Raw genomic sequence first — 16326 nt, forward strand, 5'->3', positions numbered from 1 at the left:
CACGCTCCATTCCAACGATTTTTCTTCCTTTTTCGACATAAGCCCCCTAAATCCCTGCCTCAGGGTGTACTTTTTTCACCGGCCTTCTAGAGAGTTGGTGGTTTATTGAACGCTCTCCCACCTACGCTAACGCTTAGAGGTGGGAGATTCTTGGGAACACCCGCCCAACGGCAGGCTATGAACCAAGCCATCCCCGTGCGTCCCACGGTTCGACTGCCCTACAACGACAGCAAACGAAGCCCTTCCTGCAAAAACCCGATCGTTTGGTTGATCAGCTCCGCTTGTGTTCGGGTGGGATACAGCCTGGGGCAGGGGGTGAAATGGAACTGGACCTCAGTACGCGCGTCTCCCGACTGGTTATGCAGCGATTTTTTCTCCTTTTTTCATTTATAATGGCGCTCGATCGATTCCATAATGTAAATGGATAGAACGAGCAGGGAAGGATGCCGCCAATGAGAAGCAAAGCGACGCAGTGGCTGTTGTCTGTATGGGGACTGATGGATCCGCTCTATTATGCATGTTCCCGCCTCGAATATGTTGGTGGGAAAGAGAACGGCTGTCGTTCCATTTTCCGCGTCCGTTTGCTTCGATACAAGGGTGAAACCATTCACCTTTCGGACGGAACGACGATCGCGGCCAATGACTGGCTGTTGAAAATTCACCTTCATAATGTTCGTCTGCTTCGCGAACTGATGCAGTATCGAAGCGATATTCAAAAAGGACGTTATATTTTCGAACAAGTGAAAGCCGGTTTGCCGTATGTTGCCCATCATCTTTACCATCACAAACAGTCCTCCCGCATAAAAGGGATCATCGGCGTGACGATGTTAAACAAAGGTTGTGAGAGACTCGGATTTGATGCCATTGACATTGGCAATTCATTTTATCGTTGGTTTAAAATGGCATCCCATTGGCCGATGATGACAGTGGCCCAACACCGTCTCATGCCGCTTGTCCGCCCGCCGAAATATTTGGTGATGTCAAAGGAAAAATTGTTTTCGTTGTACGGCTGCCATCTCATCCACTAACTCCCTCTTTCTTCTCTCCTCCGTTTCACTATAATGGGTATCGAGGGAGGAGAGAAGACGATGACATTCTTTTTTGTTTTTCTTGCAATCTTGTTATTGCTTGCTTTGGCCATTCGCAAAGCCCACCGCAACACGTATGAAGCGGTTTTGCATAAAGTCCAAGTCGGCCGTTCAGAGGATGGAGACGGAGCCCTTCGGATTTTGCAGCTATCGGATTTGCATCTTGAAAAACTGTCGATCACCCCGGACGATTTATACGAAAAGCTGAAAGAGGAAGCGATCGATTTGATCGCGTTGACGGGCGACTTTTTGGACCGTGAGGAAAGCATCGCCAAGCTCAGTCCGTATTTGGCCGCGCTGAATGCATTGAAACCGACGTACGGCATGTATGCGGTGTTTGGCAACCACGATTACGTGCTTCAAGGCGAACCGTTTGCGCGCTTGAAAGCGACGCTTGAGGCGCACGGCTGCGTCGTCTTGCAAAACGAGACGAAAACGATCACCGTCAACGGTCAAACCGTCAATATCATCGGCATCGATGACTTTTACACGGGGCGCAGCGACATCAAAAAGGCATACGCCGGCGTGAAAGACGGCATCAACCTCGTGTTGACGCACGATCCGGACATCGTGCCGCATATGAAAGACTATCATTTTGACTACTTGTTGTCCGGCCATTTCCACGGCGGGCAAATTCATTGGCCAAAGCCGTACCATTTGGCGAAAATGAGCAAAACGCTCACCGAGCGGAACATGATCAAAGGTTATCATGAATGGGAGGGGAAACCGTTTTATATCAACGAAGGGCTTGGGCAAACCGGGGTGAACATTCGAATCGGCTCGAAGCCGGAAGTGACGCTCCACTTGTTGGCGCTGCCGTCCCGAAGAGAAGCAGTGAAAGCTGTCTAATTGGCAGCTTTTTATTTTTTTATTAGGCAGGAAAGCGGTTTCGCTTGCGCGTGCCACCATGCGGCGCGCTTTTTGTGTGGACTCGTCTCCCTGTTGTTGGGGGAAAATCAATGACCGTTTGCATAGACAAGGGAAACAATCGCCATACTTTTTAAAGAAAGGAGTGAATGGCCAATGGAACCGTCGTGGAAAGCTCTCTTGCCATTTTTAGTTGTCATCCCGATTTCAATTTGGACGAAGCAAGTGATCCCTGGACTGTTTGTCGGGCTGTTGGTCGGCAGCTATTTCATGACGCCGTCGTTGCTTGGCGGGCTGCGGACGATGCTTCATTACGTCGTCGATAACTTGATGCAGACGAACAACATTCGCATCATCATTTTCTTGTATGTGTTCGCCGGTCTTGTCAGCATGATCAAATACACCGGCGGAATCAAAGGATTCGTCCATCTCGTCAGCAAAAAAGTGAAATCGGCCAAAACCGCCATGCTGCTGACGTGGATTTCGACGATGGTGACGTTTAGCGACCCCGATTTTCGCATCGTCACCGTCGCGCCGATCATGAAGGCGCTGCGCAAACGGCTTGGGCTGTCGTCCCAGCAAATCGGCTTTGCCATTGAGGTGACATCCAACCCGGTTGTCGCGCTCATCCCAATTGCCACCGCGTTTGTCGGCTATATGGTGTCGGTCATCGATAAGGCGCTTGATACGGCTGGCATCGGAGCGGAGCCGTACATCGTGTACGTCCGAAGCATTCCGTTTAACTTTTTCTCGTATGCCATTATTGCGGTTGGGCTCTACTACAGTTTTTTTGTCTATTCGCGCAAAAAACAAGCGGCAGTAAGCGAAAAGCGGAAAGAGGCGCCGATTCGAAGCTGGAACGAGCGGTTGGCGCTCGAAATGGCGGAAGAACAGCGGCCGGCTGACAATGAGCCCAATGAAGCGCAAGGGGAAGAAGGAGACGCGATGCAGACATGCCCGCGCGCTTACCAAAAAGAAACGCCGGTCAAGCCGTGGAATTTGATCGTTCCGCTTTCGATCGTGCTTGTCTTAAAATTGTGCCGAAAANCGCCTCCAACATCGCACCGAGCGCATCGCTTTGCAAAAACGCCTGCCAAAACGTTCTTGCCCCCCGGCGGCCGTCCCACCAACTTAAAAACAACGTCAAGATCTTGACGTTGTTTTTAAGTTGGTGGGACGGCCGCCGGGGGGCAAGAACGTTTTGGCAGGCGTTTTTGCAAAGCGATGCGCTCGGTGCGATGTTGGAGGCGCTGTTGTTTACCGTGATCATTACAGTGGCCTTTTTCCTTTGGCAAAAGTTTAAGCTGAACGATTTATTGACTCATTTTGTTAAAGGCGGCAATGAGCTGATTTCCGTCATTTTAATGCTGGCGCTCATTTGGGCGCTGTCGGCTGTGGCGGAGGATTTAGGGTTTTCGCAATACATTACGGGCCATGTCAAAGAATGGATTCCGCCGTTTTTCGTCGCTCCGATTTTGTTTTTGCTTGGCGCCGTCATTTCCTATTTCATCGGCTCGTCATGGGGGACGTGGGGGATGTTGATGCCGCTTGGTGTAACGCTCGCGAGCCAGTCAGGAGCGAATATTTTGCCGGTCATCGGCGCTGTGTTTGCAAGCGGCACATTCGGGGCGTTCGCGTCGCCGCTCAGCGACAATACAGTGACGCTTTGCACCATTTTGGATTTGCCGGTGATGGAATACGCGCGCACGAAGTTGATCCCATCGTTGATCGCCGCCGGCATCGCCGCCGTTTTGTTCGGCGCGACATCGTTTCTTTTGCATTAACGCTGTTGTCGCCCTCTTTCGCCTTCCATGATACACTAAAAGAAAAAAGAAAGGGGAGCGCCGATGGGAGAGGCGGAACGGCGGCTTGAGGAGCTTGGCCAATGGCAAACGGAAGATGTTGCCGCCCAGCTGGAGCAGTTGAACGAGCGACTCGCGGTGGAGGACGCGTATTATCGTGCGGATGAAGACCAACGGGCGCGCGAACGGTATTACCGCCATCTGCCGCTTGAAGGGGACGGATTGGTGTTGTTTGTCCGCTATCACGAACTGGTGGCGCGCACCCATAAGCGACGGCTGCCGTATTTTTTCAGCAAGGACGAATATTTGTACACATGGGTCGACTTGCAGCCGGACGGAACGGTGCGAAGCTTGTACTCCGGCGAGCGAAAAGACCCGAAGATGTTGATCGTCCAAGATGTCCAAACGATGAAACGGCGCTACGATGAATTTCGCCAGTTGTTGAAAAAAATGAAGCATGGGCTCGGCGATGTGCACGAGCGGGTGAAAACGATCGAGCAGCAATGGAAATTCAATGCCGAACATGTCGTGCCGCAGTCTTGGTTTGGCGCCCGCGAACCGATGAAAGGCGATTTGCATCATTTATTCGTTTGCCAGCCGGAGTGCAATACGATGCGGTCGAATTTTCCGTACGCGGATTTCCCGTTTTACAATCCGGAAGATCCCGACGAGCAAATCCAAAACCGTTGCGGAGTCGTTCATAATGGCTATTTCGAGCCGGAATACGGCAAAGGGACGGCGGCAAGGGCGATGTTGTACTTTCTGCTTCGCTACCCAAAGGCGATCGCAAAGTCGTTTCGGCGCAAAATCGATATTCCGCTCCTTGTCCGTTGGCACGAACAATTTCCACCGACGGTGTATGAACATCATCGCAACAGCGCGATTTTTTTCATCCAAGGCAACCGCAACCCGTTCATTGATTTTCCTGAACTGGCAGGGCGGATGGTGTTTCCGTTTGAAGGGGCGCTGTGAAATGAGGTGAAAGGCGGGTGCCTGCCTTTTGTCCCGGGTGTCAAGGAATAAGAAAGATGAGCGGAAAAGCTGTCTCCGAAAAACGATCATTCATTTCGGAAGACAGCTTTTTTGTTGCTAGGCAAAGCGTGAGAGGGGTTAAGCGGAAATCGTTTGTTCATCCGCCTGGCGATCTGCTTGTTTGCGGAAGTATGTTGCGACCATCGGACCGGAAATATTGTGCCAGACGCTGAAAATGGCGCTCGGAACGGCGGCGAGCGGCGAAAAATGGGCGGTCGCTAAGGCCGCACCAAGCCCGGAGTTTTGCATGCCAACTTCGATGGAAATCGCCTTTTGTTTTGGCGGTGACAGGCGAAACAGTTTGGCAAACCAATACCCAAGCAGCAAGCCCAATCCGTTATGAACAACGACAATAAGAAAAATAAGCAGTCCGCTTTTGGCAATGGCCGCCTGGTTTTGTCCGACGACGGCGGCGACAATGGCCACGATGGCGATGACCGAAACGAGCGGCAGCGCCGGGATGCACGCTTTGACTTGCTTTTGGAACAGAGCCTGGGCGATGAGTCCTAAAAGGATCGGAATCAGGACGACTTTGACGATCGACCAAAACAAAGCTGCGGCCGATACGGACAGCCATTTTCCCGCTAAAAGCAAGATGAGCGAAGGCGTCAAAATCGGCGCTAAAATCGTCGAAACAGACGTGACGGCGACCGACAGAGCCGTATCTCCTTTCGCCAAATACGTCATGACGTTGGACGCCGTTCCGCCCGGACAGCAGCCGACTAAAATAATGCCGAGCGCCACTTCGCGCGAAACCGGCAGAAAGTAAGCGAGCAAAAACGCGATAAGCGGCATGATCAGAAATTGGGCAACGACGCCGATCAACACATCAAGCGGACGTTTGAATACTTCTTTGAAATCATCTGCTGAAAGCGTCAATCCCATGCCAAACATCACGATGCCTAAAAGCGGCACAATATACGGGGCGATCCACGTAAACGCGCCGGGAGCGAAAAAAGCAAGCGCTCCGAACAAAAGCACCCAAATCGCAAACGTATTGCCGACAAAGTTGCTGATTCTTCCTAGTGTATTCACTGTACTCACTCCTTGAACAAAGATGGGAAAGATATACAAGAAATTATATATATTTTTTTGAAGAGTTCAACTAATATGAAGAATAATTTTGAAAAAATGTTGACAATATAGAATGATTGTGAAAAAAGTCACTTCCTTTTTCTTCGGTTATGCTATGATAGGAATTGAGAAAAAGAATCATTCTTGACACACATGAGAATAGACAGGGAAATAGGGGGAAAAGACGATGGTGCTGACCGATTTGCATAAAGGAGAAATGGCGGTCGTCGTCCGTTTGGCCGTCGAGCAGGAGGGACTGAAACAGCGCCTCCTTCATCTAGGGGTCAAAGAAGGAAAAATGGTGCGGTTGAAAGCTGCGATGCCGTTTGGCGGACCGGTGATGATCGAAGTTGATGGGCAGGCCATCGGCTTACGGCGCAAAGAGGCGTCATCCATTGAGGTGAAATAAATATGTCGTACGTAGCGCTGTTTGGCAATCCGAACACTGGAAAAACGTCATTGTTTAATTGTTTAACCGGCTCTTATGAATATGTTGGCAACTGGAGCGGGGTAACGGTTGAGAAGAAAGTAGGAGTGCTCCGCCAACACGGTGTGCCGGTCGTCGATTTGCCCGGCATTTACTCGCTCCAGCCGCTGTCCCGTGATGAAGGAGTGGCGACTGATTTCTTATTGACCGAGCCATGCTCGGCAATCGTCAATATCGTTGATGCGTCGCAACTCAAGCGCAACTTGCATTTGACGGTTCAGCTATTGGAATTTGGCCGCCCGCTCATCATCGCTTTGAATATGGTGGATGTCGCTGAAAAACGCGGCGTCAAAATCGATGCCGCCAAGCTGTCACGCCATCTCGGCGTCCCAGTTGTTCCGGTCATCGCCCGAACGGGAAAGGGGACAAAGGAGTTATCGCGCACCATTTTGTCGGCAAAAGACGGACACCATTCCCGCATTTTTATTGATTACGGCGTTGAGGTGGAACGCGCAGTCCGTCGCATTGCTGAGCAACTGCCCGATGACATGCCGGGAGATAAGCGCTGGATGGCGTTGCAATTTCTAGAAGGAAACGAGCGCATCGCCGCCTATTTGCGCGGGCGGTTGGATCTTTCTCCGCTTCTAGAAGCCCGCGCAGAGGCGGAACAGAAGCTCGGATCTTCGGTCGCCGAATTTTCGGCATAATTTTCCGGAATTTACTNCATGCCGGGAGATAAGCGCTGGATGGCGTTGCAATTTCTAGAAGGAAACGAGCGCATCGCCGCCTATTTGCGCGGGCGGTTGGATCTTTCTCCGCTTCTAGAAGCCCGCGCAGAGGCGGAACAGAAGCTCGGATCTTCGGTCGCCGAACAGATTTATGAGACGCGTGACCGCTGGATCGGTGAGGCGATCGCTGTTGCGGCGATCGCGCTTGAGAACAAACCGTTGACATGGACGGAAAAAATCGATGTGGTTGTGACAAACCGTTATGTCGGGCTGCCGATTTTTTTGGCGCTGATGTATCTCGTGTTTATGCTCACGTTTAACTGGCTTGGGACGCCGCTTGCCGATCAGCTTGACGCTTTCTTCTCAGGGCCGCTCACTGATTGGCTGTCCCGTCTTCTCGACTGGGCGGGGGCGTCGCCGTTTATCAAGGCACTCGTTTTGGACGGGATTGTCGCTGGGGTCGGCGGGGTTCTGGTGTTTGTTCCGCAAATTTTCATTTTGTTTTTTTTCATCTCGCTTCTCGAAGACTCCGGGTACATGGCGCGCGTGGCGATGGTGATGGACCGGATGATGGAAGCGATCGGGTTAAACGGCAAGGCGTTTATCCCGATGATCATCGGCTTTGGCTGCAACGTTCCCGGGGTGATGGCGGCGCGCACGATCGAGCAGCCGAAAGAACGGCTGTTGACGATCTTGGCGCTGCCGTTTATGTCGTGTTCCGCCCGCTTGCCGGTGTACGCCTTGTTTGCCGGCACGTTTTTCGTCCGCGAGCAGGCGCTTGTCGTGTTTTCACTTTACGTGCTTGGCATTGTAGTGGCTTTGGGGCTCGCCAAGTTGTTCTCATCGACGCTCTTGAAAAACGAAAGTTCGCTGTTTGTCATTGAACTGCCGCCATACCGCGTGCCGCAGGCGCTCACGTTATGGCGGAGCACATGGGAGAAAGGGAAAGGGTTCGTTCGCAAAGCCGGCACGTTTATTTTTGGCGGTTCGGTCGCCATTTGGCTGTTGACGTATATCGGGCCGCATGGGGTCGGCGTTGCCATGGATGACAGTTTTCTCGCCGCCATCGGCGGCCTCATCGCTCCGTTGCTCGCCCCGCTTGGCTTTGGCGCCTGGCAGGCGGGCGCGGCTTTGATCACCGGCTTTTTGGCGAAAGAAGTCGTCGTGTCCACGATGAATATTATTTACCACGTTCATGAGACGAACGGGCTGAAGCAGGTGATCGCCTCCCATTTCACGCCGCTGTCGGCGTTCAGCTTTATGGTGTTCGTCCTGCTTTATACGCCGTGTCTAGCGACGGTGGCGGCGATTCGCAAAGAAACCGGGTCGCGGAAATGGACGCTGTTGTCAATCGGATGCGCGCTGACGGTTGCGTATGTCATTTCGTTTGCCGTCTATCAGTTTGGGCATATGCTTGGTTATTCATGAAAGGAGAGAGAATCGATGATCGCGAATCTTGTGATCGGCGGAGCGATTTTTGCCTACGCCGGCTGGACGCTGGTTCGCCACGTGAAAAAAAGCGCCAAAGGGGCGTGCGCGTCATGCCATGCGGCTGACCATTGCCGAGGCAGCTGCGGGACGGAGAGGTAACCCGTTCAAGACGAACGGATTCCTGACGATGATCGGAATCCGTTTTTCTCATTTTCCGACGAAAGACTTTCGCTTCCATGTTGTAGGATAGCCAAAAAATAAGCGGGGATACAATGGGTAAGCTGCTTCAACGGACCATCCGTTTCAACGGGCTCTGGAGGAAAAAAATCAGGCCGCCCTTTGTTTTGGCTGTTGGGTGTTGTTGCCTCAATGATGGCCGAAACACCGGGGGTAGAAAGCTTTTTTCGTTCAACCGTTGAAACTCAAGGGAAGACCGTGAGTGTGGAGGATAAACTTTTGACAATACCTAAAAATTGAGGATAGCGAAAAGGCGGCTTTGGATCAAGGTTCGCACAGTTGTGTAAAAACAAAGCAGCAAAAAACGATGTTGTTGTCCTGTCATCCAAGTTTACTGGGTTGGCGATGGAATTTCACGCAATAATTGAACTTGACCCGGCTTTGGCCCGCTCTTTTCCTCACTCTTTTCCTCATTCTTTTCGTTTTTGGATGGGACGGATGTAACTCTCTAATTCGTGGGCAAGATGCTGGATGCAATCATTTCCCCGGAACTTGGCATCCTCGACAAGGTACACCGTGAAATCTTCCGCTTCTTTATTGGTCATAGTGAATTCATATCCATTCAAATCAAGGAACGTGACGAATACGGTTAAAGCCGTCCGCTTATTGCCGTTGTGGAAAATATGACCTGTCGCGATGGAATGGTAATAGCAGCAAGCCTTTTCAATAATCGAAGGGAACTGTTCCTCCCCGAACAATTTCGTTTTCGGTCTTTCCAACATCCACGCGAATTTATCGGGGAATTGGATCCCCGCTTGTTCTGCGTCGTCGTACATTTCCATGACCGTGTAATGGATAAATATGATTTCTTCCGCTGTCAAATAATAAACCATGTTTTCCTCCGGTTGCTCCTTTATCTATATTTCAAGTTGCGCAGCGCTTCGTCATATTTGGAGATCGCGCGGTTCATCGCCATCACGACTTCAGGACGGACTTCTTTTGGAATTCGGTTTGCGCGTTTCATCACGATTTCCCCTCGTTCCTTGTCGTAATATATTTCGATTTCATCGCCTTTATTTAGGTTTAGCATCGTGGCTAAATCTTTCGGGATGCTAACGGACAAACTATTCCCGACTTGGCTAATCCGACGTGTATACGTTTTGTCATCCTTGCTTCCCAACATTTCCGCGTCCATTTCTTTTTCATCTCCTTTCCATATAATGGGCAAAAAGGACGTTTTTATCCATAAAATTATTACTGTATAAACAATTATAACAATAATCTTCCGAAAAGCAATACGGAATAATAAAAAAGGGCTTTTTGTCTTTCAACGAGAAAAACGCATGCCGCATTTCTAGAATCGATGTCGTTAGGAGGGAAAGAGGAGTGCCGCATAAAGTGAGCTTGTACGGATATGCCGTCTGTGTGTTATGCCATGCCGGACATAGTGAGGTCGGAAGCGTCAAGCAGTGGAACATGAAACAGCCGCGTCACGGAACGGATCAACGACGGCTATCTTTATTATTGCTTGGGGGGGATTTAGTTGGTTTATCAAATATCTTTGTCTTGCAGAAGGAATGAGGGATATTCATTGTTGCGACGGACCATCCATTTATTATCTTGCGCGTGAAGCCAATCCACATAAGCTTGGAAGCGGAACGGTGAGATGAACGAGGATGGCTTGCTGGCTGTGGGCAGGCGCGCCCAAGAATCTCCTGCCGCTAAGTGTTTGCGCAGTCGGGGGATCATTCCATTGAGGGTAGGTTCTTTTTCACTATTCAATGGATATACATGACGCTGTTTTTGTCGTTTCTTGTTTCAAAGAATGACGAAAACGAAAAGAAGGAAACGATATTCATCAAAATTTGTTTGTAGTTAGGACGAACGGACTATTTACATGGAATGAAAAAAACGGTAAAAATAGAAGTGAGGACAGTAGTTTAGAAAAAAGAGAAAATTCTGTTTATCAAGGGGACAGCATTATGGTTTACGATGGAATCATTTTGTCGTTGTTGATCGGCTGGTTTCGCGGCGGAAGCCTGAAAGGGTTGGCCAACATGAAATTGCGCGGCGGTTGGTTGTTTCCGCTCTTGTTGGCGGTGCAGTTTATCGTCTTTTTCCTTCAAGAACGCATCGAGTGGATCGCCAAAATGAGCAACGTTATTTTTCTTCTCGTCTATATCACAGGACTCGCATTTCTGTGGCTCAACCGCCATCAGCCGGGGTTTCCGGTCATCTTCGCCGGCGTCTTGCTTAACTTTATCGTCATGGCCGTAAACGGCGGACGGATGCCGGTATCGATCGAAGCCGCCCAATTTCTCGGCCGCGAATACATCGAAGCGTTAAAAGCCGGTCTGTACGGCAAGCACCAGGCGATCACATCGGATACGCTTCTGCCGTTTCTTGGCGACATCATCCCGCTGTCTCCGCCGTACCCGCGCCAACAAGTCATCAGCATCGGCGACGTTGTGATGAACGTAGGGGCGTTCTTGTTCATCCAGCATCTGATGCTCAGTGCACCGCGCCATGGGGCAGACGATGCTGAGAAAGAAACAACGGCCGCTCCTGCGAATCAATAAACTAATTTTTAAGGGGGAAAAGGACATGAAATTCAAAGCAAAACAAGTATTGATCAATTTGTTCATCCTCGGTTCGGTGATTGTAGCGTTGACGTCGGGGTTTAAGCTCATTGAGTAGGAACAATAACGTTAATCTAAAAAGAGGGAGGAGATACTCCTTCTTTAAAATTTTTTAACTGAGAGTGATTTTGTATGGTTTTTGAACACTTAAAAAACAAAGAAAAGTTGTATACTATTATTGTCTCTCTTTTAGGGATATATATATTTGTTGCAGAGGTTGATATCCATGCTCAATCTTTAAAAGATTGGGCTTTAGTATATATATTGACTGGTTCTGTCGTTCTATTGAATCTTTTTCCTATTATCTTGCCTCCTAAAGCTAATTCTTTTTCGATGGATTCGGCTGTTTATTTGGCTACTTTATTTTTATATGGACTCAACTTTGCATTGCAGGTCCTTTTCATTTTTAGTGTTATAGAATTGTATCGTAATCAACGAATGTCTATATGGAGACATTTATTTAATTTCTCAATGTATTGCTTGATGATATCGGGTGCCTATTATTCATTTTTATTCTTCAATGGGGATATTGGGAAAATAAATGTCCATTATTTATTCCCTTATTTGATTAGTTTGCTAGTTTATTTTAGTATTAATGTATCATTAATATTTCTTTTCTTCTTTTTTCTTGGCCAAGTATTTAAAGGAGCTCTTGAGTTGGGGGTCCTAAAAGAGGCATGTGTTGGTTATTCAGTAACATTGCTTCTTTCAATGGTTTTAGCCATTTTGTTGTCGGAAGAGAAATATTTCGGCTTGTCCCTATTTATTATTTTAGTAACGATATTATCGATTGTTTTTAAGAAATTCTTAGAATTATACCAACTAATATCTAATCGAGCTAACAAAGACCACCTCACCGGTCTTTACAACCATGGCTTTTTCAAAGAAACGCTCAAGGAGCAGTTTTCCGACTGCAAACTGCTTAAACAGCCGTTGGCATTGGCGTTCCTTGATCTAGACGATTTTAAAAAATACAATGACCGAAACGGCCATTTGCAGGGCGATCGTTTGTTGACTTTTTTCGGGAAACTACTGCAAAAAGCAGTCGAAGGGATGAACTTCACGGTCGCCCGCTATGGCGGAGAAGAGTTTGCCATTTTAATGCCCAACACGACGAAAGAAGACGCGTACGCGTTTTTAAACCGGTTGCGCAAAGAAGTGAACGATACATATTTTGAAGGCGTCGAGCATATTCCGTATCGTTGCCTGTCGTTTTCGTGCGGCATCGCCGAGATGGAAAAAGATATGTACGAAAGCGAGGAATTGATCCATCGCGCCGATCAAGCGCTGTATTACGCCAAGGCGCAAGGGAAAAACAACGTGCAGCTGTATGATAAGCACAATATGTGCTTGGATGAGATTAAGTTTAAGCAAGATTTGGAAGCGCTCGAGCAGCAAGTGAAATTTTTTCTTTCCAAAGATGTCTATACATACCGCCATAGCAAACGGGTGTTTAAATATGCGTTGGAGTTTGGCAGCCGTCTTGATGAGTTGACCGACCATGAACGGCAGACGCTCATTTTAGGGGCGCTCATCCATGACATTGGCAAAATTGAAGTGCCGCGCGATATTTTAAATAAGCGGGGAAAGTTGGAGAAGCATGAATGGGAGATCATTAAAAAGCACGTAACGTGGGGACGCGAGATTGTGGCGGCGGAGAAGCGGTTTGATGATTTGCTTCCGCTTGTCGAGCTGCACCACGAACGATATGATGGGAAAGGGTATCCGTACGGGCTGAAAGGGGAAGAAATCCCGAAACTGGCCCGCATTTTGTGTATTATCGACTCGTTTGACGCTATGACAACGGAGCGGCCGTACCAGCCGACGAAAACGTTTGAAGAGGCGCTTGAGGAAATCGAGCGCTGCGCAGGAACGCAGTTTGATCCGGTCTATGCGGCGAAGTTTATCGCGTTTGTGCGGAAGCATTATTTGCCGCTTGCCGAGATGGAGCAACTGAATTAAGTGAAAGAAGGCACTTGCCGATGGCAAGTGTTTTTATTTTTGGCTTTCCGTGAAAATCCTGCGCCGGCAAGCGGTGATTTTCAATCCCCGGGTGGAGGGCAAACCATTGCCCATGGACCTTTCTGTGAAAAATCAAGCGTCGGTGGGCTGTGACGTTCATGTGCTGGGAGTAGAGAGGAACATTTACTTATGGATGAGATTTTGATCGATTTTGATTGATTGAATTATTTATTTGATTTATATTGATAGAAAATGAATGTTTTTGATTGATTTTTTCACTATCTTGGGATATGATAGAGTTGTAAGCGATATCCCCGATGATCGGAGGTGGGAGTGTGCTGACAGAAGAACGTCACCGCCTCATTTTGGACCTGTTGGCGCAAAAAGGAGTCATCAAGCTGCAAGAGCTCGTGGAGGCGACTGGGGCGTCGGAGTCGACGATTCGCCGCGATTTGACGCAGCTTGAAACCGAAAAGAAACTGCGCCGTGTGCACGGCGGGGCGGCCTTGTTGCAGCAGAAGCGCGAAGAGTTAAGCGTATCGGAAAAGTCGTTGAAATATATCGAAGAAAAGCGGCGGATTGCCGCGTATGCGGCCAGTTTGGTCCAAAAAGGAAACTGCATTTATTTAGATGCGGGAACGACAACGTGGGAAATGATTCCACATTTAGCTGACAAAGAGGTCATCGTTGTCACGAACGGCGTGATGCATGTCGAGCGGTTGCTTGAGCACAATGTGGCGACGTATTTGATCGGCGGCATGATCAAGCCGAGAACGAAGGCGTTGATCGGGCGCGGCGCCATCGAGTCGCTGCGGCAGTATCGCTTTGACCAATGCTTCATCGGCGCCAACGGCGTTCATTACGACTATGGTTATACGACGCCGGATCCGGAAGAAGCGCTGGTGAAATATACGGCGATGCAGCTGGCGCAACGCGCGTATGTGCTTGCTGACCATTCGAAGTTGAATGAAAGCGCGTTTGCGAAAATTGCTGATTTGCATGAAGCGGTGTTGATCACCGATGAATTGGATGAAGAGTGGAAAGATTTGTATCGAACAAAAACAACAGTAGAGGTTGTGGCTCCGTGATTTACACATGCACGTTGAATCCATCTGTTGATTATATCGTTCACCTCGATGAGCTGCATGTTGGTGAACTGAATCGTTCGGTGAAAACGTTCACATTTCCGGGCGGGAAAGGGATCAATGTATCGCGCGTGTTGAAGCGTTTGGATGTTGACAGCACGGCGCTTGGATTTGTCGGGGGATTTACCGGCGGGTTCATTGAAAGCGAGCTTCGGAAAGAAGGCATTGCCTGCGATTTTGTTCATGTCCCAGGGCAAACGCGCATTAACGTCAAACTGAAAGCGGGGCGGGAGACGGAAATTAACGGTGAAGGCCCGATGATTGCCGATGACGATGCAACGCAATTGATAGCGAAAATCGGAGCGCTTTCGGCCGGTGATGTGCTTGTGCTCGCCGGAAGCGCGCCGATGTCGCTGTCGGCGGACATGTACGAGCGATTGGCGGCTCGAGCGGTGAAACGGCGTGTTCGTCTTGTTGTCGATACGAGCGGTCCGGCGCTCGAGGCGCTGCTCGCCTGCCGGCCGTTTTTGGCCAAGCCGAACCACCATGAGCTGGCCGAACTGTTTGGCGCCGCTGTGCTGACGAAAGAAGACATCATCCTCTATGGCCGCCGGTTGGTTGAAAGAGGAGTAGAGCATCTCATCGTCTCGATGGGCGGCGCGGGGGCGTTTTACTTCGGCCGGGAAGCAACGCTGTTTGCCGAAGCGCCAAAAGGAACGGTGAAAAATTCGGTCGGGGCGGGTGATTCGATGGTCGCTGGGTTTTTAGCCGCCCATACGAGCGGAAAACCGATCGAGGAAGCGTTCGCTTACAGTGTCGCCGCCGGAAGCGCGACCGCGTTTTCGGAAGATTTATGCACGAAAGAGGAAGTCGAAGCGCTCGTCGACCGCGTCCGCGTCGTGCGTTTATAGGAGGAAATCAAGGGGGGGCGTACAGATGAACGTCACGGATTTGTTAACAAAGGAAACGATGATTCTTGAACTTCGGGCAAAGACAAAAGAGGAAGTGATTGATGAATTGGCCGCGAAACTCGCCGAGGCGGGGGCGGTCAGCGATGTGGAGGCGTTCAAACGAGCGATTTGGGCGCGCGAACAACAAAGCACGACCGGCGTTGGAGATGGCGTTGCCATTCCGCACGCCAAAACGGCGGCGGTCAAGCGCCCGGCGGTGGCGTTTGGCCGTTCGACCGCCGGGATTGATTACGAGTCGCTGGACGGCCAGCCAAGCCATTTGTTTTTCATGATTGCGGCCCCGGAAGGCGGGGAACAGACGCATTTGCAGGCGTTGGCGAAACTATCGTCGCTGTTGATGGATGCCTCGTTCCGCACCCGGTTGGAGCGTGCTTCGGATGAAGAGGAGATCCTCCGTTTGTTCAAAGAGAAAGAGAACAAAAGGGAAGAACCGTCTCTGCAAGGCGCCCCATCTGGCGGCCGACGGAAAGTGCTGGCGGTGACCGCTTGTCCGACAGGAATCGCTCATACGTATATGGCCGCTGATGCACTGAAAGCGAAAGCGGCGGAAATGGGGGTGGCGATCAAAGTCGAGACAAACGGCTCCGATGGAGTGAAAAACGCTCTGACGGCGCAGGAGATTGAAGAGGCAACGGCGATCATTGTCGCAGCCGATAAACAAGTCGAAATGGACCGCTTCAACGGCAAACACGTCATTCAAGTGCCAGTCGCCCAGGCGATTCGTCAGCCGGAGAAGCTGATCGAGCAGGCGTTGCGCCAAGATGCACCGATTTATCGGGCGAGCAGCACGGCGCGAGGCAGCGCGGGAGCGGCAAAGCCGCGCACCGGTTTTTACAAGCATTTGATGAACGGTGTATCGAATATGCTTCCGTTTGTCGTCGGCGGCGGGATTTTGATTGCGCTTTCCTTCACCTTCGGCATTAAAGCGTTTGATCCGAAAGATCCGTCGTATCATCCGTTTGCCAAACTGTTAATGGACATTGGCGGCGGCAATGCGTTTGCGTTAATGGTTCCTTTTTCGGCAGCTTTTTTTTCCCGGAGTT

The 16326-nt window shown here is 50.0% G+C and carries 14 protein-coding genes and 2 pseudogenes; 13 read left to right on the forward strand and 3 right to left on the reverse strand.

The annotated features are described in order from the left end of the window. Positions 1-452 precede the first annotated feature (452 nt). The 4 genes and pseudogenes from T260_RS124475 (at position 453) to T260_RS124465 (ending at position 4729) form a co-directional block, all read left to right on the forward strand. Positions 453-1028, forward strand: coding sequence for a YkoP family protein (locus T260_RS124475; protein WP_020279320.1), 576 nt, complete (start codon positions 453-455; stop codon positions 1026-1028). A 60-nt stretch (positions 1029-1088) separates the two neighbouring features. Further along, positions 1089-1937 (forward strand): metallophosphoesterase, encoded by an 849-nt coding sequence (locus T260_RS124470; RefSeq protein WP_014195957.1) that lies wholly within the window; start codon positions 1089-1091, stop codon positions 1935-1937. Positions 1938-3106: 1169 nt separating this feature from the next. Continuing rightward, positions 3107-3739: pseudogene (locus T260_RS0120860) on the forward strand (Na+/H+ antiporter NhaC family protein); the annotation flags it as partial. 63 nt (positions 3740-3802) lie between these two features. After that, positions 3803-4729: an endonuclease I family protein gene (locus T260_RS124465; RefSeq protein ID WP_020279324.1), complete on the forward strand. Its 927-nt coding sequence runs from the start codon at positions 3803-3805 to the stop codon at positions 4727-4729. 138 nt (positions 4730-4867) lie between these two features. Here the strand turns inward: T260_RS124465 and T260_RS124460 are convergent, their stop codons facing one another. After that, positions 4868-5824, reverse strand: a complete 957-nt coding sequence (locus tag T260_RS124460; protein ID WP_020279325.1) for a bile acid:sodium symporter family protein — start codon at positions 5822-5824, stop codon at positions 4868-4870. A 226-nt stretch (positions 5825-6050) separates the two neighbouring features. Here T260_RS124460 and T260_RS124455 point away from each other — a divergent pair, with 226 nt between their 5' ends. The 3 genes and pseudogenes from T260_RS124455 to T260_RS1000000139075 all read left to right on the forward strand — a co-directional run bounded on the left by T260_RS124455 (position 6051) and on the right by T260_RS1000000139075 (position 8608). Then, positions 6051-6272, forward strand: coding sequence for a FeoA family protein (locus tag T260_RS124455; RefSeq protein ID WP_023634431.1), 222 nt, complete (start codon positions 6051-6053; stop codon positions 6270-6272). 2 nt (positions 6273-6274) lie between these two features. Continuing rightward, a pseudogene (gene feoB, locus T260_RS01000000138120) lies at positions 6275-8446 on the forward strand (ferrous iron transport protein B). Between the two features lie 15 nt (positions 8447-8461). Continuing rightward, the gene (locus T260_RS1000000139075) at positions 8462-8608 is read left to right on the forward strand and encodes a FeoB-associated Cys-rich membrane protein (RefSeq protein ID WP_014195950.1); all 147 of its coding nucleotides are present in this window, start codon (positions 8462-8464) and stop codon (positions 8606-8608) included. 488 nt (positions 8609-9096) lie between these two features. Here T260_RS1000000139075 and T260_RS124450 read toward each other — a convergent pair whose 3' ends face one another. Together T260_RS124450 and T260_RS124445 are read right to left on the reverse strand one after the other, a co-directional pair. Continuing rightward, positions 9097-9519, reverse strand: coding sequence for a type II toxin-antitoxin system death-on-curing family toxin (locus tag T260_RS124450; RefSeq protein WP_014195947.1), 423 nt, complete (start codon positions 9517-9519; stop codon positions 9097-9099). A 20-nt stretch (positions 9520-9539) separates the two neighbouring features. Then, the gene (locus tag T260_RS124445) at positions 9540-9821 is read right to left on the reverse strand and encodes an AbrB/MazE/SpoVT family DNA-binding domain-containing protein (protein WP_013523845.1); all 282 of its coding nucleotides are present in this window, start codon (positions 9819-9821) and stop codon (positions 9540-9542) included. Positions 9822-10012: 191 nt separating this feature from the next. On the opposite strand from T260_RS124445, the gene T260_RS124440 reads away from it, so the two are divergent. The 6 genes from T260_RS124440 to T260_RS124415 all read left to right on the forward strand — a co-directional run. Continuing rightward, on the forward strand, positions 10013-10207 hold the full coding sequence (locus tag T260_RS124440) for a hypothetical protein (RefSeq protein ID WP_023634432.1): 195 nt from the start codon (positions 10013-10015) through the stop codon (positions 10205-10207). Between the two features lie 401 nt (positions 10208-10608). Beyond that, on the forward strand, positions 10609-11205 hold the full coding sequence (locus T260_RS124435) for a DUF5317 domain-containing protein (protein WP_015374932.1): 597 nt from the start codon (positions 10609-10611) through the stop codon (positions 11203-11205). 192 nt (positions 11206-11397) lie between these two features. Beyond that, on the forward strand, positions 11398-13227 hold the full coding sequence (locus tag T260_RS124430; RefSeq protein ID WP_031213136.1) for a bifunctional diguanylate cyclase/phosphohydrolase: 1830 nt from the start codon (positions 11398-11400) through the stop codon (positions 13225-13227). Between the two features lie 335 nt (positions 13228-13562). Beyond that, positions 13563-14315, forward strand: coding sequence for a DeoR/GlpR family DNA-binding transcription regulator (locus T260_RS124425; RefSeq protein ID WP_023634435.1), 753 nt, complete (start codon positions 13563-13565; stop codon positions 14313-14315). After that, positions 14312-15223, forward strand: a complete 912-nt coding sequence (gene pfkB / locus T260_RS124420; protein WP_014195938.1) for a 1-phosphofructokinase — start codon at positions 14312-14314, stop codon at positions 15221-15223. The genes T260_RS124425 and pfkB overlap by 4 nt, the downstream gene beginning before the upstream one ends. A gap of 25 nt (positions 15224-15248) precedes the next feature. Continuing rightward, on the forward strand, positions 15249-16326 hold a 1078-nt coding region (locus T260_RS124415), incomplete at its 3' end, for a fructose PTS transporter subunit IIA (RefSeq protein WP_023634436.1).

This window comes from Geobacillus thermopakistaniensis, from assembly GCF_000498995.1.
GTDB lineage: Bacteria > Bacillota > Bacilli > Bacillales > Anoxybacillaceae > Geobacillus > Geobacillus thermoleovorans.